This window comes from Alteromonas sp. G4i13, from assembly GCF_054960505.1.
In genome coordinates this window covers 40,312-62,968 of record NZ_JBHNYX010000011.1, presented here as the reverse complement: position 1 = coordinate 62,968, position 22,657 = coordinate 40,312, and the positions used below count along the sequence as shown (strand labels likewise).

The window sequence follows — 22,657 nt, the reverse complement described above, 5'->3', positions numbered from 1 at the left end:
TATGACAACGAAATGGAAATACTCTCCAGAGGAAATTTTTGCGGCCGGTCCAGTTGTACCTGTTTTGGTAATCAATGACGTAGAAAAAGCGGTTCCTCTGGCAAAAGCGCTGATGGAAGGTGGTATTAAAGTACTAGAAGTTACGCTACGTACCCCTGCTGCTATTGACGTGATTAAGCGAATTGCACAAGAAGTACCTGACTCGCTAATTGGTGCTGGAACCGTGACTAACGCCCAGCAGCTTAAAGCGGTAGTTGAAGCTGGCGCTAAGTTCGCAATTAGCCCAGGTATGACGGCTGATTTGCTAAAAGCGGGTATGGACTCAGAAATTCCACTTATCCCTGGTATCTCTTCAACTTCTGATTTGATGAAGGGTAAAGATGCGGGTTATACCCACATGAAATTCTTCCCAGCAGAGGCTTCAGGTGGCGTTAAAGCCATTAAGTCAATCAGTGGTCCTTTCCCTGATGTGACGTTTTGCCCAACGGGTGGCATTGGTCCAAACAACTACAATGACTATTTAGCGCTTAACAACGTTAAATGTGTAGGTGGTTCGTGGCTTGCCCCTGACGACGCAATTGAATCAGGTGACTGGGCGCGTATTACGCAGCTAGCAAAAGAAGCTGTTGCGGGTGCTAAACAGTAATTTGCTGAACCTTTAAATGAAAAAACCTGCTCATTGGCAGGTTTTTTTTTATCTCTTGATCGTGAACTGCGACTGTCTACCTTCTAAAGTGTCAGCGAAATTGCGCTTGCACTTCAAATAATTTACTTCGGAACAATAGTTTGTTTCAGTGTGTGGCTAGCACCGGGGGACAGTGTCTTTCCCTGAGTTAGCGATGTTTCTACGCACAACATATGCTTATAGCCAAATGGGTCCATGTCTGAAATAGACGCTGCGCCTAACCACGGGTTCCACACTACCAAAGAGTCATTGCCGTCGGATACCACTTCCGTAAACGTGTTGCCTTCGACTTCAATTTCTGCTGTTTTAATCGGCGCAACATGAATGCGATCCGTTTCGCCTGTGATGGTGTAAGGACTCGGTGTCGTCTTAAGTCCCCAGTCGTCAAGTTTGTCTTTATATTGACCTTCAATTCCAGTTATTTGGGTATGTTGAATGTGATCAACGTGGAAATATGTATGTAGCGCACAGTTAAATTCGAATGGTACAACACCCGTATTTTCTGTAGTTAGCGCGACGTCCATCGTCTCACCAACTGTAATTACCATGGTCACGTTACAATCGTTCTCAAACCCTTCAGCTCGGGTAAAGCTTGGCGAAAGCGTAATCGTTGTTCCGCTTTCTGTATCTTCTGAATGAATCAGCTTCCACACTTGTGTTCTCAAAAAGCCGTGAGCGGGGAGGGCACCTTTTTCTCGACCGTGATCATCGCTAAACCAAGGCCAGCACACCGGAATACCACCGCGAATAGGTCGCTCTCCGTTCAAGTAAGCATGGGGGCTTACCCAAAGACGCTCTCTACCATCGCTTTTAGGCACATATGACAAGATATGACCGCCAAATAGGCTAATACGCGCAGAGGAAAACGCATTATCTACGTCTAAAAAGGTAAGTCCATTAGACTCACTAACGGTAACTGAACTCACAGGTGGCATAAGCCCTCCTTGGACTAATAAGAAAACAACAAAGGGTAAGCGACGGGAAAGCGTATGTCGCTGGAATATCGTTATTTTGCGTGTTTACGACCACGAAAAACAAAAAAGGTGCAAACGCCGTGTTTACACCTTTAGATTAACTCAACTTTAGCGTGAATAGTTTAACTATTTTCGCTTAATACCGTTAATTACTTAGAAATATGAGCCACAAGGTCTAGAACCTTGTTTGAGTAGCCCCATTCGTTGTCGTACCAAGAAACGAGTTTAACGAATGTATCAGTAAGTGCGATACCTGCTGTGGCGTCAAATACCGATGTGCGAGCGTCGCCAAGGAAGTCGTTAGACACAACCGCATCTTCTGTGTAACCCATGATACCTTTAAGCTCGCCTTCTGAAGCTTCTTTCATTGCTGCACAAATTTCATCGTAGCTAGCAGGCTTCGCAAGGTTTACAGTAAGGTCTACTACTGAAACGTTTGGTGTAGGTACACGGAAAGCCATACCTGTTAACTTGCCGTTAAGCTCAGGGATAACTTTACCTACTGCTTTTGCTGCACCGGTTGATGATGGAATGATGTTCTGACCAGCACCACGACCACCACGCCAGTCTTTCATTGAAGGACCGTCTACCGTTTTCTGTGTTGCAGTTGTTGCGTGAACCGTTGTCATCAAACCGTCTACAATACCAAATTTATCGTTAAGCACTTTGGCAAGAGGAGCAAGACAGTTAGTTGTGCAAGACGCGTTTGAAACAATAGTTTCGCCAGCGTAGCTTTCTTGGTTTACACCCATAACGAACATAGGCGTGTCATCTTTAGAAGGTGCAGACATAACAACTTTCTTCGCGCCAGCTTCGATGTGCTTCGCGGCAGTTTCTTTAGTCAGGAACAGACCTGTTGATTCAACAACCACGTCAACGTCTACTTCATCCCACTTAAGTGCAGCTGGATCTCTTTCAGATGTAATGCGGATAGTTTTGCCGTTTACAACTAGGCTATTGTTATCTACTGTAACTTCACCGTCGAATAAACCGTGAGTCGAGTCGTATTTCAATAGATAAGCAATGTAGTCCGTGTCTAGTAAGTCGTTTATTGCAACAACTTCGATGTCGTTGCGCTCTGCTGCTGCGCGCATTACTAGGCGTCCAATACGGCCAAAACCATTGATACCGATGCGAATTGTCATAACGTACCCCGATTATTTAAATAAAATGAAAATAAATTACGTAAAGTATGGATCAAAATGTCATAATTAGCAAAATAAAAAGCCAAAGTGTTGCAAAATTACGAATAAGTGCTATTGCAATCGTATTCAGATATCGCCAAGCCCTTGTTTCTAGAATAATGTTAAAAATTTGTTTGTAGACGCACTATGCTTAATTTGCTTTGCGTCTTTTACCGAATAACAGGAATGACACACCATGACACAACAACTTCTGCAACAACTGGTTGAAATGCGGGGAATTGAAACCCAATACGTCGACGCATGGGGAAAGCCAGCAACCATCGCAGAATCAAGTAAAGCAAAACTGCTTAACACACTTGGCTATGACACCAGCAGTGATGAAAAAATTCAGTCACAAATTACACAAGATATAAAGTCGGTATGGTTGTCGCCGTTAAATCCTGTTCAAGTGGTTCGCAATACCCAAGAAATTAATCTAGCTGTTCGTTTGCCTATCGAGTTAGTGAACGATGATCACACGCTCACGGTCACCTGTGAAAATGGTGACGTGCTCACTCATCAATTTACGCCAGTTGACCAAGAAATGACGACGATGGCGCATATCGACGATGTAGAGTTTCATGAATACGTAGTAACACTGCCTTTAGATTTGCCCCTTGGTTATCACGATGTAGCCTTAAGCGCTGATGACGATGAGTTTGCGCGTTCTCGTTTAATTGTGGCACCTGAAGCCTGCTACACACCAAACGAGATTAAAGAAGGCAAAAAAATATGGGGCTTAAGCGTTCAACTTTACTGCGTTCGCAGTGAAAAGAACTGGGGGATTGGTGATTTTTCTGATTTAGCACTGCTTATTGAAAAAGCCGCTGGTGTGGGCGCAGACTTTATCGGACTTAATCCTATTCATGCGCTCTACCCTGCAAACCCCAACGCGTGCTCGCCTTATGGGCCAAGCTCACGTCGCTGGCTTAATTATTTGTATATCGATGTGACTGCCATTGACGGGTATGACGATGCATCAGTACAAGCGGTAGTGAGCAGTGATGAGTTTAAAGCCACGCTTGAACATGCACGTAACGTAGAACATGTAGACTACGAGGCAGTCGCCCATGTGAAACTGGCTGCGCTTAAAGCAGTATTTGATGTTTACGATGCCAAATACCTTCGTAAAAGCACAAAGCAAAATAAGGCGTTTAAAGCCTTCGTAGAAGCGGGCGGTGAAAGCTTAGATATGTTAGCGGTGTACGACGCCCTGCAATCGCACCTAAAAGCTGAAGGTAAAGACAGCTGGGGATGGCCGGTATTCCCACAAGAATACAAAGACTATTACAACCCAGCCGTGGCTAAGTTTAAGAGTGCAAACGAACAAGACGTCAAATTTTACTTGTTCCTACAGTGGATTGCCGCCCAACAGCTTGAGCTTGCAAGCAACAAAGCTACTGATGCAGGCATGACCATTGGTCTTTATCGCGACTTGGCGGTAGGCGTTAGTGAAGGCAGTGCGGAAATTTGGGGTAACAAAGACCTATACTGCACAGGCGCAAGTGTAGGTGCTCCACCGGATATCTTGGGCCCACTAGGCCAGAACTGGGGGCTGCCGCCTATGGACCCTCGTAAGCTGTATGAACAGGGTTACCAACCTATTATTGACTTATTTGCGTCTAACATGGCGTCGTCAGGCTCATTGCGTATCGATCACGTCATGGCGTTGCTGCGTTTATGGTGGGTTGTGAAAGGCGATAACGCTAAAGATGGCGGCTATGTTTATTATCCTGTAGACGATTTACTCGGTATTTTAGCGTTAGAAAGTCACCGCAATCAGAGCCTGGTTATCGGTGAAGACTTGGGTACTGTACCCGAAGAAATTCGCAGCAAGCTTGCTGATAATGGCGTGTACTCATACCGCGTATTTTTCTTCGAACAAGCGGAAGACGGTGGTTTCTTCTCACCTAGCCATTACCCTGTTCAGTCTATGTCAACGTTGACTACTCACGATATGCCAACGCTGATTGGTTACTGGCACTGTTTAGATTTAGAGCTAGGTAAAGAAATAGGGCTTTATCCAACAGAAGAAATCCTTCAAACGCTTTATGCGGATCGTCATGAAAATAAACAGGCAATACTTGATACGTTGCACGGCCACGGTTCAATTGGCGACAATGTAGGCCGCGATGTTAATCATACGGGTATGAATCGCGAACTGAATAACGGTATGCAGGTGCATATGGCAGGTGGCTCGAGCGCTTTATTGAGCCTGCAATTGGAAGACTGGTTAGAAATGGATAAGCCGGTCAATATTCCTGGTACTTTTGACGAGTATCCAAACTGGCGACGAAAACTCACAGAGAATATCGAGTCGATGTTCGATAGACATGATATAAATGAGTTGGCGTCTAAACTTACTCATGCCAGAAAGCAAGCAAGTCAGGGTTAATTGCCATTATCAAAGAAATGATAATAGGCGGTTGCCTAGGTAACTTAAACGAGTAAGATAAAGTACCAAGACGGTACTTGAAAGAGCTTAAATGTATACAACGCATTTAAGCTCACAATTCAACCCGCTGCCATGCGGGTTTTTACTAGGAGTAGCGAATGCAATTAGCGCAGCAGTTTGAACAGGTATTATGTTCTCAGCCGTTTTCCCATTTAGGTGTAGTTAAAAATCAGCAGAAGTCGGTACTTCGCGTTTGGCGTCCTAATGTCAGCAAGATAACGATTGAATGGGAGAATGCAGCGCTAGCAAATGTAACCGTTACCTCCAAAAATGGTCTTTTTGAAACACCACTGCCTAAAGAATATCAGGGTGAGGTTTATCGCGTTATCGCCGAAGGCTTGAATGACGATAAGGGCTATATCGATCCTTATCAATTCTCCGAGCAGGCGTATCATGCGGTACACTACATCGATAGCAAGCCTTCAAACTTGTATGAGCAAGCGGGCGCGCAACTTTTAACACTCGCTTCTTCAAAAGGCGATGCGATAAAAGGTGTCAGGTTCTGCGTTTTCGCGCCCAATGCAAGCACGGTGTCGCTCATTGGCGATTTCAATCAGTGGGATGGCCGCACGCATCCTATGGAAAAGACCTCTATGGGATACTGGGTACTGTTTGTGCCAGAACTCGCAGAGGGAGAGCGCTACAAGTACCACATTAAAGATGCACACGGCCACGACCTACCGCACAAGGCTGACCCACTTGGCTTCAGTGCAGAGCAGTATCCTTCTCATGCTTCGAAAGTTTACAACCACAATAACTATGAGTGGAATGATAGTGCATGGATGGAAAAGCGAAAGGGGAACAAATACAACAGCCCAATGAGCATTTATGAAGTGCACCTTGGCTCTTGGAAGCGCCCGGGTATTGAAACTGATGCGCGCTATCTTACTTATAAAGCGCTGGCCGATGACTTAATAAGCTACGTCAGCGATATGGGTTACACTCACGTTGAATTGCTGCCTATTTCCGAGTTTCCTTTCGACGGTTCGTGGGGCTATCAGCCCGTGGGAATGTTCGCACCAACGAGTAGATTTGGAAACCCAGATGAATTTAAATACTTTGTTGATAAGGCTCACCAAGCAGGTATAGGCGTAATTATCGACTGGGTACCTGCACATTTCCCGGAAGACGGCCATGGCTTGGCGCGATTTGATGGTTCTTGTGTTTATGAATATGAAGATCCGAGGAAAGGTTGGCATCCGGATTGGAATTCTTGCATTTACGATTTCGGCAAAGACACAGTTCGTCAGTTTTTAGTTGCAAACGCACTGTTTTGGCTAGACAAATTTCACGTTGATGGACTCAGGGTTGATGCAGTGGCATCCATGCTTTATCTCGACTATTCACGCAATGACGGAGAGTGGATCCCGAATGTGGATGGTGGCAACGAAAACTACGAAGCCATCAGCTTACTGAAATGGATGAATGAAGAAGTGTACAAGCACTTCCCAGACGCCATGACAATTGCCGAAGAATCAACGTCGTTTCCCAAGGTTTCTCGCCCAGTATTTGATGGTGGTTTGGGCTTTGGCTTTAAGTGGAACATGGGATGGATGCACGACTCATTACACTACATCGCTAAAGACCCCGCCTATCGCAACTATCACCATGGCGATATTACCTTCAGCATGGTTTACGCGTTTGACGAAAACTTTGTGCTGCCTATCTCGCACGATGAAGTGGTACACGGCAAAGGCAGTATGCTGCATAAAATGCCTGGCGATGAATGGCAGCAAGCTGCTAACCTGCGTTGTTACGCGGGCTTTATGTACGGTCACCCCGGCAAGAAGCTTAACTTTATGGGGAACGAGCTTGCGCAGGCACGAGAATGGAACCATGACAGTAGTTTAGACTGGCACTTGCTCGATTACGAAAAACACAAAGGCATTCAAGCGCTTTATAAGGCGCTCAACAACCTCTATACGTCTACGCCAGCGCTTTACGAGCGAGACCACGAACCAGGGGGCTTTGCTTGGCTCGACCACAATAATGCAGACCAAAGCGTGGTTTCATTTGTTCGTATGTCAAAAGATGCGAAGCAAAAAGTATATGCGGTATCTAATTTTACGCCTGTGCCACGTCAGAACTTCAGAATAGGCGTAGATGATGCATGCACGCTAACGCTAGCACTAAACACTGATGATGGTGCATATTGGGGTAGTGACTACGACGTTGCTTCTACTGTAAATACGCAACCCATACCTTGGAATGAGCGTACTCACTCTGCAGAAATCACGTTACCGCCGCTAGCCACGGTATTTTATGTTGCCAATGTGGATTAATCCGACTAGAGCGACACGCCCTAGTGAAGAGATAAATTGAGAACCAAGTGAACGAAATTCGAGACACCGCACTAATTGTAGAAAGTGGAATGGGAAAGGCATATCCACTTGGCGCAACAGTTACACAAGATGGTTGTAATTTTGCCGTATACGCGCCCGATGCGAAGGCGGTCGTGTTGTGTTTTTTCAATAGTGACACAGAAGAGGCGGTGAGTGAGCATCCTTTGCCTGAGAAAACTGGTGATGTTTGGCACGGTCGTTACAGCGGCGTTAGCGCAGGACAATACTATGGTTATCGCGTAGAACGCGGTGAGGGAGGGTTACATGCGGTACCCACCGACAAACTGCTAATCGACCCTTACGCCAAGAAAATTAGTCGCGCAATAAAATGGGACGCTAGGCAATACAAACACGACTCTCAGTTTATGATCCCCAAGTGCATAGTAATTGATCAAAATGACTATGCGCCGAGTCATGTTAGCGCGCCTGTTATTCCGAAACACAAGCGAGTAGTTTACGAAGCACATATTAAGGGGCTAACAAAACTCCATCCCGATGTACCTAAAGAACACCGTGGCAAATTTATCGGTGCTGCCCATCCGAGTGTCATCAAGCATCTCAAAGCATTAGGCATAACCACGGTGCAATTTATGCCGTTGTGTTCATTCATGCCTGAACCATTTATTACAGAGAAAGGCTTAACCAATTATTGGGGATATAACCCGGTTAACTTCTTTGCACCTGAACCACGCTACGGTGTGTCAGATGCGCTTGCTGAACTGAAGTCTATGGTAGATGCTTATCATACTGCCGGACTTGAGGTTATTGTTGATGTGGTATTTAACCATACAGCAGAGGCAGGCAATGGCGGTCCTATTCTTTCTTATAAGGGGTTTTGTCCTTACCAAGCGTACTTATTAGAGCAAACGAAAAACGGAGAATTGGTTTATTCCAACCACTCTGGCTGTGGTAACACGGTAAATACCGCGCAGCCATTTATGATGGGACTTATTTTAGATGCCATGCGCCACTGGGTATCCGTAATTGGCGTTGACGGCTTTCGTTTCGATTTAGCAGTATGCTTGGGAAGAGAGCCACAAGAATATAGTAAAAAATCTGGGCTGCTGAGAGCCATTAGTAGCGACCCTGTTCTAAAAGAGAGGGTATTGCTTGCCGAACCCTGGGATATTGGGCCTGGCGGCTACCAAGTGGGTAACTTTCCGTCCCCGTGGTTAGAGGTGAATGATAAATACCGCGATACGGTGCGCGCCTTCTGGCGTGGAGACGATGGCGTTACCGCGGACTTTGCGACCCGTTTAATGGGCTCACGAGATATATTTCACAAAGGCCATCGACATATCAGTACGTCGGTAAATAACGTGACATATCACGATGGGTTCACGCTGCACGATATGGTGACCTACGCCGAACGTCACAATCTCGATAACTTAGAAGAAAATCGAGATGGCCATGGACACAACCTGTCTGCCAATTATGGTATTGAAGGGGAAACGAATGACGAGCAGATACTCGCTATGCGTGAGCGTCAAAAGCGCAATCTCTTTGCAACTCTGATCTTCTCGCAAGGTACACCGCATATTCTTGGTGGCGATGAATTAAGCCGCACCCAAAATGGCAATAATAATGCCTATTGTCAGGATAATCCTATTAGCTGGATGAATTGGGAATTAAACAAGCGCAAGCAAGATTTTCTTAGCTTCTGCCAATATGTGATCCGTTTGCGTCAGTCCTCTTCACTGTTAAGCGAACTAAAGCTGCACGATGATACTTTTACGCTCTCACGAAATGTAAAAGAAATAAATTGGTATAAGCCCGATGGTTCTGACAAAGCGTCTGAAGACTGGAATGCGCATCATAACAAAGCGTTTGGTGTGGAAATAAAAGGTTGTGTAACGGGCGACCAGAAGCCAGAGCACTGGTTCTTGTGTGTTAATGCAAGTGAAAGCGACGTGCGTTTTCACCTACCTTCTGTCATACCCAGGGGAGGGTGGACCATGCACTTGGATACGCGCTACAGCTCTCTTGAAGAACAGCCTTCAATTTGCATTCAGAAGGTGTTTTTACAGGCCAGCAAATCGCTAACGTTGTTCAGTTTTTCTCAGTTCTCTGGATAGAATAATGGCTTACAATACGACCTTATACTTGGTTAAGGATGCCTTTAAAGAATTTAAGAGTACCGCTAAACGGCTCTAAACTCAGTGCACGTTAGCTGAATAAGAAACAGAGTCTTTACCTTTGTGTGAATTTCATACAGCATGGGCGAAAGCGCGTAACGCAGGTGCTGAATGCGTGCCAAAATCTCGGCTAAACTAGCTTACAAAACCCGTTAATGTTTACCGCTGGTGACAATTACACCACTGCGCACTAAATTGTTAGCTTAGACTGTTCTTTATTCTTTCAGGTGGTATCATGCGCAGCCATCTGAAATGTGAGGGTGTTCCTATGCAAAAGAAAGGTGGTAATTCGCACGAAGACAAGTCGTGTGATATTGGTTTTATCGGTTTAGGGGTGATGGGTAGTAACCTAACCATGAACCTAGTGGACCATGGCTATCGTGTAGCGTGTTTCGATTTAGACCAAAACAAAGTTGAGTCTATTCTTGCCAAAGACGCGAGCGAAAGAGCTGAAAATACTGAGCCTCGTGTTGAAGGCTGCAGTTCTTACACCGAGCTTTTAAGCAAGTTAAAAGCCCCGCATCTTATTATTATCTCTGTGCCTGCTGGCGATCCTGTTGACCACGTTTGCAATCATCTTATTGACGCCGGAATTCACGCTGACGATATCGTGGTTGATACTGGCAACAGTTTGTGGACAGACTCTGTTGCACGTGAAGAGCAGTACAAAGGTAAATTTATCTTCTTCTCTACCGCCGTGTCAGGTGGTGAAGTAGGCGCTCGTTTCGGGCCATCTCTTATGCCTTCAGGCAACCCTTATGCATGGACACGCATTGAGCCTGTTCTTAAAGCTATTGCTGCAAAGGTTGACCCAGAAACAGGTAAACCATTAGAAAGCCATACGCCAGGTCAACCAGTGTTAGAAGGCGAACCATGTGCGACCTACATCGGTCCGGTTGGAGCAGGGCACTATGTAAAAATGGTGCACAACGGTATCGAATACGCCGACATGCAGCTTATCTGCGAAACTTACCATGTTATGCGCGAAGCGCTACATATGGCGCCAGCTGAAATAGCAGAGGTGTTTCGTCGCTGGAACGAAGGCAAGCTGAATAGCTACCTGATGGAAATTAGTGCTGAAGTTCTTGAGCAAATGGATCCAGAAACACAGCAGCCGTTGGTTGATGTGATCTTAGATAGAGCAGGTCAAAAAGGTACAGGCCTTTGGACTGCAGTAAGCGCATTACAAGTAGGTAGTCCGGCACAGACCATCACTTCTGCGGTATTCGCGCGCAGTATTTCTAGTTTGAAAGACGAGCGTGTAGCTGCGAGCAAGGTTCTTGCAGGCCCAGATGCGCCATCATTCAGCGATGATGAGAAAATGTCGATCATCAACAAGCTAGAGCAAGCGCTTTATTGCTCTAAAATCTGTGCATACGCACAGGGCTTCCAGTTAATGGCAATGGCAGGTAAAGAACACGGCTGGACACTGGAGTTTGGTGAAATTGCTAAAATATGGCGTGCGGGCTGTATTATTCGCGCCGTATTTCTTCAGTCTATTTCTCAGGCCTACGAGAATAACGAAGACTTAGCCAACTTGCTTATGGACCCATTCTTTGCAGAGCAAATTACACAGTACCAATCTGATTGGCGCGAGTCTATTGCCCAAGCGACACTGGCTGGCGTTCCTTGCCCTGCCATGATGTCGGCGCTAAGCTATTACGATTCATATCGCACAGCTGTGTTACCTGCTAATTTGCTGCAAGGCCAGCGCGATTATTTTGGCGCACATACTTATCAGCGAGTAGATAAGCCAGCAGGTAAAAAGTATCACATCGAGTGGAGTGATCCCGCACGTCCGCAAACGGCTATCAAAAAATAGTATGAACTAAATAGTGTTACACGCGCTCATAACTGAGCGTAAACTATTAAGAGGTGTATTTGTTTTCAAATACACCTTTTTTGTTTAAAGAGGTAAGTTATGTCGACAGATGAAAAAGCAAACGCATCAGTAGCTAAAAAAGACTGGAAAACTGAGCTCACTGACGAGGAATATTATGTATGCCGCGAAGCGGGTACTGAGCGACCTTTCACTGGAGTATTGCTAGACGAGCAGCGAGATGGATTGTACGTGTGTAAGTGCTGCGAAGCGCCACTTTTCCCCTCAGATACTAAATTTGATGCTGGTTGTGGATGGCCTTCTTTCTATAAGCAGCTTGATGACGGTAATGTAGATTACAGAGAAGACTTGAGTCACGGTATGCGTAGGGTTGAGATTTTTTGTAAGCAGTGTGGCTCGCACTTAGGCCATGTATTTCCAGATGGTCCTGCGCCAACGGGTCAACGCTACTGCGTAAATTCGCTATCTATGACCTTTAAAGGCGAAGATGATACACAAATTAAAGGTTAAAAAGCCCTAGGTGAGCGTTTGATTAAGGTAAACATCTGATTAAATTTTAACCTTGTGTGTAAGGCTACGGAGCCCAATTAAAAAAAACCGCCCATAAACGGCGGTTTTTTTAATTATTTCCCAATGAAATTGTGTAATTGAGTTTCAAAAAATCAGAGTTTGTCTAGCTTTAATGAACTTGCATCAAAGGTCGCGCTATTTAAATTACTGACTATTTCATCAACAATATTATCTAGAATGTCTACTGGAAGGGCATGTTGCTGACCTAACTGTATGCGCTGAGTGTCGTTAAGCCTTTCGTCGAAAGCCTCAGCAACACCATACCAAACGTAGGCGAGTCGATAGTTATCCATATCCATTCCCATAGACGCAAGCGAGTAGAAGATACTGACATCGATATTGTCACTATCCGTGTATAAACTCAGCGCTCGATACAAGGTTTCAATAGTGCGCTTCTGATCTGTTTTTATTTGAACAGAGGCCAATGCAACCAGAAGCTTTGGATCGCTTACACGGTTGCTGGCAGCGTAGCGCTCAAAGCGATGAAAAGCGTCTTTATCGTTATACCGTGTCCAGTGATAATAAGAGAGATAGGGGTCAAGTGAGTCTTTCGTCTCGCGGCTTAGACGTTTAATTTCACGCTGAGCGGTAATAACGCCTTTTAGTCTCGTTGCTTCTTTACCTTTGCGTTTTATATGTTCTATATGCTGCACTTCTTCAACGCAGGTTAGATACTCTTCGAAGTTTAAAAGAAGAGGGTACTTGTACGCGTCGTCTTTCGAATCTTGATTGTAGTAACGTAAGCGAATAATCTCAGCACGCTCGGCGCGACAACGGGCATCCAAACTCAAATCTAGGCAAATCTCGCTGTGAGATTCACAAATTTCACTGATAGTAGGTTCAAAAAGATCGCCACAACCCGTCAGTGTTGTCGCTGCTGCCAGCCACACCGTCGTTACATAACCTTTTGTTGGAAACTTACTAAATAAACTCTCTGTTATACGAGTTTTCATAGAGGTTTTGAAACTTATCAACAATTTGGTCTTCCTTGCTTGTTTATTTAAGATACTGCTCGTCACCGTCAGGCGAAAACTCACCTAGTGTACCCCAAAAATAATAAAAAGCTGACGCGTAATTAGGATTAGTTGTACGTGTTTGTGCCACAAAAAAATTGGCTGCGCATACAACAATGACAACACCGTTAAATTAATATCGATGAAGGCAGAAGCATGAATCAACAGTTTGAGCAGGAATTACAAAGCAGCTGGCAAGAGCGTCAGGAATACGCAGAAATGATGTTGCCCCTTATTGGTAAATTGTATCGCAATAAGGCAGTTGAAATTTCGGTTTATGGACGCTCGCTACTGAACGCCAGTGCTATTGATGTTATCAAAGCGCACCGCAAAGTGCGTCTGCACGAAGGTATTAAGCTACGCCTACGCGAAAGCTATCCAATCTTAGAAGCCTTGAGCAACATGAAGCTTGCTCCTGCACAAATTGATATTGGTAAATTGGCTTTTGATTTTCACTACGGTTCTGCGGTCGACAACAACGACCTTACGGCCTACCTTAACGAAAAACTAAACGACGTTGCCGATAAAGAGGACGATCAGAAACCTCAGGACGTTGTACTATATGGTTTTGGCCGTATAGGTCGTTTACTTGCTCGCTTGCTTATTGAACGCCAAGGTAAAAACAATAAGCTTCGCTTACGTGCCATTGTGGTTCGTGGCGGGCGCGATGGCGACCTAGAAAAACGCGCAAGCTTACTGCGCCGCGATTCAGTGCATGGGCCATTCAACGGCAGCATCACAGTTGACCACGAGCGTAACGCGCTAAAAGCAAACGGTTCATACATTCAAGTCATTTATGCCAACAGCCCAGATGAAGTGGATTACACGCAATATGGTATCGATAACGCTATCATCATAGACAACACGGGTATTTGGCGTGACCGCGATGGCCTTGGCCTACACCTTAAAGCTAAGGGTGCAGCGAAAGCTATTCTTACTGCCCCGGGTAAAGGTGACATCAAGAACATCGTACACGGTGTAAATGACGAAGAAGTAACACCAGAAGACACAATTGTATCTGCTGCAAGCTGTACAACTAACGCAATAACGCCGGTACTTAAAGCGCTAGACGAAGAATATGGCATTGAAAACGGTCACGTTGAAACCGTTCACTCTTACACCAACGACCAAAACCTTATCGATAACTACCACAAAGGTGATCGTCGTGGACGTAGTGCGCCACTTAATATGGTCATTACCGAAACGGGCGCTGCGAAAGCCGTTGCCAAAGCGTACCCGAAACTGGCAGGTAAACTTACCGGTAATGCTATCCGCGTACCTACACCTAATGTGTCGCTAGCGATTTTGAACCTAAATCTTAAAACGCCGGTGGATCGCATTGCAGTTAACGAGTTCTTGCGCGATACCGCGTTGTTCTCAAAGCTTCAACACCAAATTGACTACACGGCAAGTAAAGAGATTGTATCAACAGACTTAGTCGGCTCTCGCGCTGCGTCTGTGGTTGACTCTCAGGCGACCATCGCCGCAGATAACCGCCTGACACTATACGTGTGGTATGACAACGAGTTTGGTTACAGCTGTCAGGTACTACGTGTAGTTCGTGATATGGCAGGGCTTAGTTTCCCTACGTTGCCGCTTTAAGCAACACGCAGTTTAGTTAACTGTATAAAAAACCGACCTAAGTGGTCGGTTTTTTGATGGTGTAAACATTTTGTATACTTTCGATAGTACAAAACCCGCTGTGTGCGTGGAATTTGTGTTTACGTCTATGCTAAATTAGCGCTCAAATAATGAGGAAAACGACAGTCTATGCATATTTCCAGTCAATTCGACAGCGGTAACATTGAAGTTGTTAGCGCACAATCACCAGACGATATCCGTCTAACCATTCCCAACGACAACCAATCTGAATTTGCTCAGTGGTTCCATTTTCGTTTAGTGGGCGAAACTTTTGTAACTCACACAATGACGATTGGTAATCTGGCTAAGTCAGCGTATCCAGAAGGTTGGAAGGGATATAACGTTCTAGCGTCTTACGACCGTCAAACTTGGTTTAGAATTCCTAGCGAATTTGACGGTGACAATCTTACGTTCTCACTAACGCTAGAACAGCCAAGCGTATACTTCGCGTATTTCATTCCTTTTAGCTACGAACGTCACCTCGATCTTGTGCACGACGCGCAGATGTCACTACTGTGCGAGCACAAATTCCTAGGCCTTACCCTTGATGGCCGTGATATGTCTATGCTGGTTATCGGTGAAGAAACACCAGAAAAGAAAAAAGTCTGGATCACGGCACGTCAACACCCTGGCGAAACCATGGCCGAGTGGTGTGCCGAAGGTATTATTTATCGTCTGCTCGACGAGCAAGATGGTTTGGCGCGACAGTTGCTTGATAATGCTGTTTTCTACATTGTGCCAAACATGAACCCAGACGGCAGCGCACGCGGTCATCTGCGTACCAACGCTGTAGGAACCAATCTAAACCGTGAGTGGGCGACACCATCGAAAGAAAAAAGCCCAGAAGTACTTTACGTACTGAATGCAATGAGCGAAATTGGTGTAGACATGTATCTTGATTTGCACGGTGATGAGGCATTGCCGTACAACTTTGTCGCAGGAAGTGAAGGTAACCCTAGCTACAATGACACCATCAAAATGCTTGAAAATACGTTTAAAGATGCGCTGTTGAACGCTACGCCAGAGTTTCAAGATGAATTTGGTTATGATAAAGATGAGCCAGGCAAGGCTAATTTAACCGTAGCGTCAAATGCGGTGGGCGAGAAATTCAAATGTATGGCATATACGGTGGAAATGCCATTTAAAGACAATGCAGATGTACCGGACGATATCTACGGTTGGTCGGTACAACGCAGCCGTCAATTAGGTGAAGATTTACTTATTGGTGTGAATGCAGTTGTTAAAAAGCTAAAAGCATCAGAGCAATAAAATAAAAATAAGGAAGCGAAAGTTTCCGCAAAAAGGCCTCGACAAAAAGAGGCCTTTTAATTATTAAAATAAAACAACAATTAAACATAATAAAAAGGGGAATAACGTTGGAAGGGTTATATGGTTTTCTAACTATGCTCGATGGATTCTTAGGAGGCGCGTTCTGGTTTCCTTATGTACTGTTAGGCGTAGGTCTTTTCTTTACGGTTTATCTTAAATTTCCGCAAATTCGTTTCTTTAAACATGCCTGGCAGGTTGTTACCGGTAAGTTTGATAAAGAAAGCGATCCAGGCGACACCACGCACTTTCGCGCACTTACAACCGCACTGTCTGGTACCGTAGGTACAGGTAACATCTCAGGTGTTGCATTCGCTATTTTCCTTGGTGGCCCCGCTGCACTATTTTGGATGTGGGTAACCGCCTTTTTAGGTATGACTACAAAATTCGTTGAAGTTACTCTGTCGCACAAATATCGCGTAAAGACAGAAGACGGCACCATGGCCGGTGGCCCTATGTATTACATGGACCGTCGCCTAAACATGAAGTGGTTAGCGGTTGCATTTGCTGTTGCAACGGTAGTCAGCTCATTTGGTACCGGAAACCTTCCTCAAAGTAATGGTATCGCGCAAAGTATCGAAGCAACATTTGGCTTCGAGCCTTGGATGGTAGGTAGTGTACTGGGTATTCTTCTAGCCTTGGTCATTCTTGGTGGTATCCAACGCATTGCCGCGTTTACAGCGCGTGTTGTTCCAGTTATGGCTGTTATCTACCTTATCGGTGCGCTAGCGGTTATTTTCGCTAATCTAGACAACATTGGGCCTTCGTTTGCCGCAGTTATCGGTGATGCGTTTACTGGTTCAGCTGCCGCAGGTGGTTTCTTGGGAGCTTCGTTAGCTTATGCGTTTAACCGTGGGGTTAACCGAGGCTTGTTTTCAAACGAAGCGGGTCAAGGCTCTGCACCTATCGCTCACGCAGCGGCAAAAACGAAAGAGCCTGCTTCAGAAGGTATGGTGTCACTGCTTGAACCCTTTATCGACACTATTCTAATTTGTACCGTAACGGGTTTGGTTATTTTGTCGTCTGGCGTGTGGAAAGAAAAACACGAAAACGTCTTCGATCGTTCAGACATGTACTTTGTTGCAGGTCAATACGACGACTCGAATCAGGATGACGTAAACAAACTATATGGTTACTTGAATGAAATTGAAGGTAACAATGTACAGCCTTATACTGGCTCAATTACCGTTGTTAACGGCACGGCGGTAAGCGATGGTTTTACACTGCTTAACGCTAGGTCTGTAGCAGAAGACGTGAAGTATGCAGTAGGTAGTGAAGACTTGTTTACTGGCACGCTTAAGATTGTTGACGGAAAGCCGGTTAAAGAGAACCTTGAAGTAAGCGGTAAGTCACTGGTTCACTCGGCAGCGCTCACCACCATTGCCTTTACACGCGGTTTCTTTGGCGATTTCGGTCAATATATCGTGTCAATTGGGCTTATGCTGTTTGCGTTCTCAACCGCCATCGCTTGGTCATATTATGGTGATCGCGCTATGACATATTTGTTCGGTCCTCGCTCCGTAATGCCGTATCGCGTCATCTACGTCGCCGGTTTCGTTTGGGCTGCATTCTCTGACACTACATTAGTTTGGGCACTTTCAGCTGTGGCTATCGTGGTAATGACCTTGCCAAACTTGTTCGGCATCATGTTGCTTTGTAAAGAGATGAAAGAAACGGTTAACGACTACTGGTCTCGACATAAAAAATAAGGTGAGTATTGCCTAAAGCATCGCCCCCTCTTGAGTTTCACTGAAGGGAAATGCAACTTGGCTATCAGGTAAAAATGCGTAGCGGTGAACTTTGTATAAAAGTTAACACCCTGCGCATTTTTGTTTTATAGCGATAAGGTTAATCCACAGAATCGACTTCATTGTTGTGATGAACTTAAGTATGATACCCATCCGCGTATAAATGCGTCTTCGCTCAATAGCGAGTTGCGCATTTCCATTTCGCACCCAATAAACAGGAGCAACATATGGCATTAGTTGACTGTCCTTCGTGTAATAAAAAAACGTCTGACAAAGCGAAGACGTGTCCTCACTGTGACTTTAAAATCGGTGATGCGACCTCTGAAGATATAGAGCGCAAACAAAGCTTACAAAGATTTAAAAAGTTAGCCAGTATCCAGAACCAATCCCTTCTTGCTATGCTGATATTCGTTGCGAGTTTTGGCTTCATGTATTGGGGCGGAACACGCCCAGGTGATTTGCAACATAATTTAGCTATTTTGGGCGCAGTGGTTGGCTTTGTTTGGTACTTAGTAAACCGCGCGCGTATTGTTTACATAAAGCGTTTTTCCTAAATGAATATAGAAGCACTTTTAGCCAGCATGACGCCGGAGATTTACGAGCGTCTGCGTCAGGCTGTTGAAACAGGTAAGTGGCCAGATGGCACGCCTTTAAACGAAGAGCAAAAAGCAAGCAGCATGCAGGCTGTTATGCTGTATCAAGCAAAAATAGAAAAGTCCTCTGAGCATATGACAGTAGGTGAAAGCGGCGAAATCGTACATAAAAGTAAAGCCGACTTTAAGCGCTCGTTACGCGATGAGCAGGATGATAATAATACAATAGCGCGGTTTAAACAGGATGATATTTAGTCGTATATTTGCGCCTTCACACCAAAGCCCAAAGCCTGAAAAACGGATGCAGGCAATCGAGAGTCTCTCTCCCGAAAAGGCACAGGAAAAAACAATTCTTCACGAACTGGCATTTAATGACGAAGATGCAAATGTCAGTTTAGCAGCACTCGAAAAGCTTAATAGCTTTGTGCTGTGGCTTAAAATGTCACAAATTGCCAAGCAGTCTCGCGTTAAAAAAGCGGCGGAGAAAAAGGTAAACGCCGCTTTGTTAGGCGAGGGGGATGTCACACTCTCCCGCCAAGAGATATTCTCTTTTTTAACTGAAACAGCCAACGCCGATTTGGTAGTGCAGTTAGTACCACAAATGTTGAAGAAAGAGCCTATGCTCTTACAAGATGATGCGCTAGCTAGCGCGCTAATCGAAAAAGTAGCGAAGCCATCTTTCACCCAGTTTGTTTTTTTAGAAGGCGCAAGTCCCCAACTGCAGACTCAACTAGTCAACGCACATTCAGACGTATCAGATCTGCAAAAGCTTGCTAAGAAAGTGTCAGATGATGCCCTTGTTACGAAAATTAATGCGCGGATAGATGCTATCAAAGAGGCTGCAAAGCGCCCAGTGGAGCTTAAAAAGCAGCTCACTCTGGGACTTTCAAAATATCAGGCTTTACTCGACAAATCAGATGTAGAAACCATTGATGAAAAGCGCAACGAACTTGAGAGCGAATTGACAGGGCTATTTGCTCAAATTGATTTACTCACTTCAGAAGAACGCGCTGATTATGAAGAAAAGCGCGCGCGTATTGGTGAGCAGCTCGAGCGATATTTAAGCCGTATACGCCCGGCATGGGAAGAGAAGCAACAAGCGTCGCAACGTGCCAATACCAAAGCATTGTGCGAACAGCAGCTTACTCATGCCAAGGAGCAGGTAGCTTGGTTGTACAATAACAGGCTTTGTGAAGCGACGCTTGCTGATGTTGCTACGGTTAATGAAAGCGTGCGCGGTGTTGAAGCAACGCTCGAACAGCTAGCGCGTCTCGATGATGAATCTGCAACTGATAAGCGAATTACACAGATTAAGCACTCTGTCGACGAACTAAACGAGCAGCTTGATCGCTTCTCTATGCAGCAGCAATACGGCCAAAAGCTACTGATAAAACTTCAGTCGCTCGAAGACATTGCCGCTAAGATCGTTTCGGCAAGCGATAGCGAGTCGGGTAAAGATACCCGTGATGTGAGCGTTGAAGAAGCTAGCGCATCGACTGAGAATTTGAGTCAGGTAAATGGTGGCGACGCATTACAAAGCAGTAGTGTAGTGGCTCTTAAAGCGGAGTTTGACGAAGCACGTCAAGCGTATAAAGCGCTTAGTCGCGAAATCGATGCCATTCCTAAGGCGTTGTCTAAACGTTTCAACGCAGCGACAAGCAGTGTAAATGCCAAAGAGCGTGCTCAAAAATCCAAAGAAAATGAGCAAGTAAAACACATTAGAAAGCACATTAGCGTTATCGATAACTTAATTGCTCAGGGTAAATTCCGCGTTGCTATTTCAAAATTTGCAAAGCTTCAGGAAAGTTATGCTGCGCTTCCTGGTTCAGCGAAAAAGTATGTAGAGAAGCGTTTTGAAAAGACCGCTGGTGATGTGTCGCGCTTAGAAGGATGGCAGGATTACCTTGCTGCGCCGCGCAAACCCGCTCTTGTAGAAGAAGCAAAAGCGTTAGCCAGCGCTGATGCAGAAAATATTAAGCAAAGAAGTGAGGCCATTAAGTATCTGCGTAAGCAATGGTTATCACTAACACCGTCATCGTCAACGAGTGAAGAAAGTAGTGATGACGCGTTGTTACAGCAGCAATTTGATGATGCACTTGAAAAGGCCTTCGAGCCTTGTAGAGCGCATTACGCGAAGTTAGATGCACAGCGGGCTGCTGCGCGTGAACAGCGTATGTCGATTATCGCTACCGTTAAGGCAATGGACATTAACATGCCGGAAGCCGAGTTAGTGAAAGTTTTCGATAGAGTGTCTAAACAGTGGCACGCTGCAGGTCAGGTTGAACGTGAAATTTATGAACAGCTGAAGCAAGAATGGAAGGCGGTATCATCGCCCATTCAGGCTAAAGTAAATCAATGGCAAAGTGACAACCAAGCCCAAAAGCGTGCGTTAGTCACCCAAGCTTGTCAACTTGCTTCGGAAGAAGATGTCGCTGGCGCTGCCGACAAAGCTCAACTATTGCAAAGCCAGTGGAAGCAAGTAGGCCATGCAGGTAAACGTGAAGAAAGTAAGTTGTGGGCAGAATTTAAAGCTGCCAATGACACCGTATTTGAACGTTTAAAAGCCGAGCGGAAAGTACAGAATAATGCATTTAACGCGTTAGTAGATTCGCTACTCAAGCAAGTGGAAGCTGTTGACACCAACAGCGATGATGCAACGTTCAGTCAATCAATAAGCGACGTTCGCGCTCAGTTAACCGACTTGCCCAAAGCGCAACGTACGAAAGTAGATAAAAAGATTGATTCACTTGAAAGTAAGCGCGCTGCGCGAGCGAAAAATGCACAATCTCAAGCCCGATTGGCGCGAGCTCAGGCGCTGATTTCTTTACTACAGCTAAGTGTAGGTGAGGGAAGTGGTGATGAGCAATCTCTAGCGGAAACGTTAGGGAAGCGTTGGGCAAGCGTATTGGGTCAGTCTACTGGAAATAAAAAAACTCAGCACGATAGACGATGGTTAACGGTAGCACTAGAAGTCGCAACAGGTATGCCAAGCCCAGATGCAGACGCATCTATACGCTCTAGCGTACAGCTACAAATGATGACATCTAAGTTGGAACAAGGCGAAGCGGCAACAGCTCCCGACATTCTTGCTGACTGGCTATCATACGACTCGATAAGCGAAGAAGATAACTATTTGCTGCAACGAGTTGTTTCAGTTATTGGTACTCATCCTGAAATTGTTGCTTAAACGGAAAGCCTAAATGGAAAACAGTGTTGAGTTTCAATTTGAAACAGAAATGTCTGCATATCGCTTTTTGAATACCGTGAAGCATATTGACGCAGAAGGGTTAAGAGTTAAGTTCGGGCGTACGGATCATCACGTGAGTGTAAAATACCGTTATGGGGTAGGGGAATTTGATTCGACGCTATCTACACTAGACGATATTGCTCGTGAGTTAGGTGGTGAAGAAGTGTCTTAACTAACCAGTTAGGTCAAACCACGTCGACTGTAAATACAAAAAGGGCCAGACAATTGTCTGCCCCTTTTTTGATAAAAACGTAATTAACAGTCTTTATCTTCAGCGTCTACGCCTTCTTTCACATCTTCACAAGCGTCTTCAACGGCATTACCCGCATCGGTAACAATTTCGTCTAGCTCTTCGCCTGCGTCTTCCGCTTCACCGTCACCGCAAGCTGCTAGTGATAGTGCAAATGCTGATGCTACTAGTACCTTTGATAAGTTTTTAAATGAAAACATATCCTTACTCCTTTTTCCTATTAAAATACTTCTAACTCTTAGGCTCTTGGTGCTCTACCACGTAACGCATTTGCGATAAGTGAGATTACGAGCAACGCGATAAACACAAAGAAAAGAAACTGTGCGATACCTGTTGCTGCACCTGCGATGCCTCCAAAACCAAAAACTGCTGCAATAATGGCGATGATAAAAAATGTGATTGCCCAACCTAACATAACTAAATCCTCGTATTGCTTCCGTTACTTTCACTTTAACTAATGCTATCTTTGTGCCTATTTTTTAAGTTATTGAAATATATTGATATAATTTAATTTTCCTTTAGTTGTCAGGCCGTATCTGCAGGCAATTAACGTCACGATTACACGTGCGAATGCATTTTTTACATGATTGAGTAAGGCCCTAGTCACCCAACTTTTCTCTTTGTGTGTTAAGGGCCTTTGGCTGGGATTATTCT

The 22,657-nt window shown here is 45.1% G+C and carries 18 protein-coding genes; 13 read left to right on the top strand and 5 right to left on the bottom strand.

All coding sequences use genetic code 11. The annotated features are described in order from the left end of the window. Position 1 precedes the first annotated feature (1 nt). Complete coding sequence (locus ACFI6J_RS07485) at positions 2–646, top strand: bifunctional 4-hydroxy-2-oxoglutarate aldolase/2-dehydro-3-deoxy-phosphogluconate aldolase (protein WP_014949849.1); 645 nt, start codon at positions 2–4, stop codon at positions 644–646. 122 nt (positions 647–768) lie between these two features. Here ACFI6J_RS07485 and ACFI6J_RS07480 read toward each other — a convergent pair whose 3' ends face one another. Both ACFI6J_RS07480 and gap read right to left on the bottom strand, forming a co-directional pair. Then, positions 769–1,620, bottom strand: a complete 852-nt coding sequence (locus ACFI6J_RS07480) for a D-hexose-6-phosphate mutarotase (protein WP_061486038.1) — start codon at positions 1,618–1,620, stop codon at positions 769–771. 188 nt (positions 1,621–1,808) lie between these two features. Then, a complete protein-coding gene (gene gap, locus ACFI6J_RS07475) occupies positions 1,809–2,804 on the bottom strand; it encodes a type I glyceraldehyde-3-phosphate dehydrogenase (RefSeq protein ID WP_014976817.1) in 996 nt (331 codons plus the stop codon). A 235-nt stretch (positions 2,805–3,039) separates the two neighbouring features. Between gap and malQ the strand changes: the two genes are divergently transcribed. From malQ to msrB, 5 genes are all read left to right on the top strand, one after another. Continuing rightward, a complete protein-coding gene (gene malQ, locus ACFI6J_RS07470) occupies positions 3,040–5,238 on the top strand; it encodes a 4-alpha-glucanotransferase (protein WP_039234854.1) in 2,199 nt (732 codons plus the stop codon). Positions 5,239–5,396: 158 nt separating this feature from the next. Then, positions 5,397–7,580: a 1,4-alpha-glucan branching protein GlgB gene (gene glgB, locus ACFI6J_RS07465; protein WP_061486037.1), complete on the top strand. Its 2,184-nt coding sequence runs from the start codon at positions 5,397–5,399 to the stop codon at positions 7,578–7,580. Positions 7,581–7,627: 47 nt separating this feature from the next. Further along, complete coding sequence (glgX, locus tag ACFI6J_RS07460; RefSeq protein WP_156078501.1) at positions 7,628–9,715, top strand: glycogen debranching protein GlgX; 2,088 nt, start codon at positions 7,628–7,630, stop codon at positions 9,713–9,715. A 328-nt stretch (positions 9,716–10,043) separates the two neighbouring features. Next, entirely contained in the window at positions 10,044–11,597 is a 1,554-nt protein-coding gene (gndA, locus tag ACFI6J_RS07455; protein WP_014976813.1) for an NADP-dependent phosphogluconate dehydrogenase, read from the top strand. A 99-nt stretch (positions 11,598–11,696) separates the two neighbouring features. Next, a complete protein-coding gene (gene msrB, locus ACFI6J_RS07450; RefSeq protein ID WP_014949842.1) occupies positions 11,697–12,125 on the top strand; it encodes a peptide-methionine (R)-S-oxide reductase MsrB in 429 nt (142 codons plus the stop codon). Between the two features lie 152 nt (positions 12,126–12,277). On the opposite strand, the gene ACFI6J_RS07445 is transcribed toward msrB, so the two are convergent. Further along, positions 12,278–13,162, bottom strand: coding sequence for a DUF2989 domain-containing protein (locus ACFI6J_RS07445; protein WP_061486036.1), 885 nt, complete (start codon positions 13,160–13,162; stop codon positions 12,278–12,280). Between the two features lie 192 nt (positions 13,163–13,354). Between ACFI6J_RS07445 and ACFI6J_RS07440 the strand changes: the two genes are divergently transcribed. The 7 genes from ACFI6J_RS07440 to ACFI6J_RS07410 all read left to right on the top strand — a co-directional run bounded on the left by ACFI6J_RS07440 (position 13,355) and on the right by ACFI6J_RS07410 (position 21,925). Continuing rightward, on the top strand, positions 13,355–14,800 hold the full coding sequence (locus ACFI6J_RS07440; RefSeq protein ID WP_014949840.1) for a glyceraldehyde-3-phosphate dehydrogenase: 1,446 nt from the start codon (positions 13,355–13,357) through the stop codon (positions 14,798–14,800). A 168-nt stretch (positions 14,801–14,968) separates the two neighbouring features. Further along, positions 14,969–16,108: a M14 family metallopeptidase gene (locus tag ACFI6J_RS07435; protein WP_039225346.1), complete on the top strand. Its 1,140-nt coding sequence runs from the start codon at positions 14,969–14,971 to the stop codon at positions 16,106–16,108. 107 nt (positions 16,109–16,215) lie between these two features. After that, positions 16,216–17,874 carry an alanine/glycine:cation symporter family protein gene (locus tag ACFI6J_RS07430; protein WP_014949838.1) on the top strand — a complete coding sequence of 553 codons (1,659 nt, stop codon included), beginning with the start codon at positions 16,216–16,218 and terminating at the stop codon, positions 17,872–17,874. A gap of 266 nt (positions 17,875–18,140) precedes the next feature. After that, complete coding sequence (locus ACFI6J_RS07425) at positions 18,141–18,467, top strand: zinc ribbon domain-containing protein (protein WP_014949837.1); 327 nt, start codon at positions 18,141–18,143, stop codon at positions 18,465–18,467. Then, the gene (locus ACFI6J_RS07420) at positions 18,468–18,761 is read left to right on the top strand and encodes a YeaC family protein (RefSeq protein ID WP_014949836.1); all 294 of its coding nucleotides are present in this window, start codon (positions 18,468–18,470) and stop codon (positions 18,759–18,761) included. Next, a complete protein-coding gene (locus tag ACFI6J_RS07415; RefSeq protein ID WP_061486035.1) occupies positions 18,751–21,693 on the top strand; it encodes a DUF349 domain-containing protein in 2,943 nt (980 codons plus the stop codon). Before ACFI6J_RS07420 ends, ACFI6J_RS07415 begins: the two co-directional genes overlap by 11 nt. A gap of 13 nt (positions 21,694–21,706) precedes the next feature. Continuing rightward, positions 21,707–21,925 carry a hypothetical protein gene (locus ACFI6J_RS07410; RefSeq protein ID WP_061486034.1) on the top strand — a complete coding sequence of 73 codons (219 nt, stop codon included), beginning with the start codon at positions 21,707–21,709 and terminating at the stop codon, positions 21,923–21,925. A gap of 83 nt (positions 21,926–22,008) precedes the next feature. Here the strand turns inward: ACFI6J_RS07410 and ACFI6J_RS07405 are convergent, their stop codons facing one another. Together ACFI6J_RS07405 and ACFI6J_RS07400 are read right to left on the bottom strand one after the other, a co-directional pair. Next, positions 22,009–22,203, bottom strand: a complete 195-nt coding sequence (locus ACFI6J_RS07405) for a hypothetical protein (RefSeq protein ID WP_014949833.1) — start codon at positions 22,201–22,203, stop codon at positions 22,009–22,011. Between the two features lie 38 nt (positions 22,204–22,241). Next, complete coding sequence (locus tag ACFI6J_RS07400) at positions 22,242–22,418, bottom strand: DUF1328 domain-containing protein (protein WP_014949832.1); 177 nt, start codon at positions 22,416–22,418, stop codon at positions 22,242–22,244. Positions 22,419–22,657: the final 239 nt, after the last annotated feature.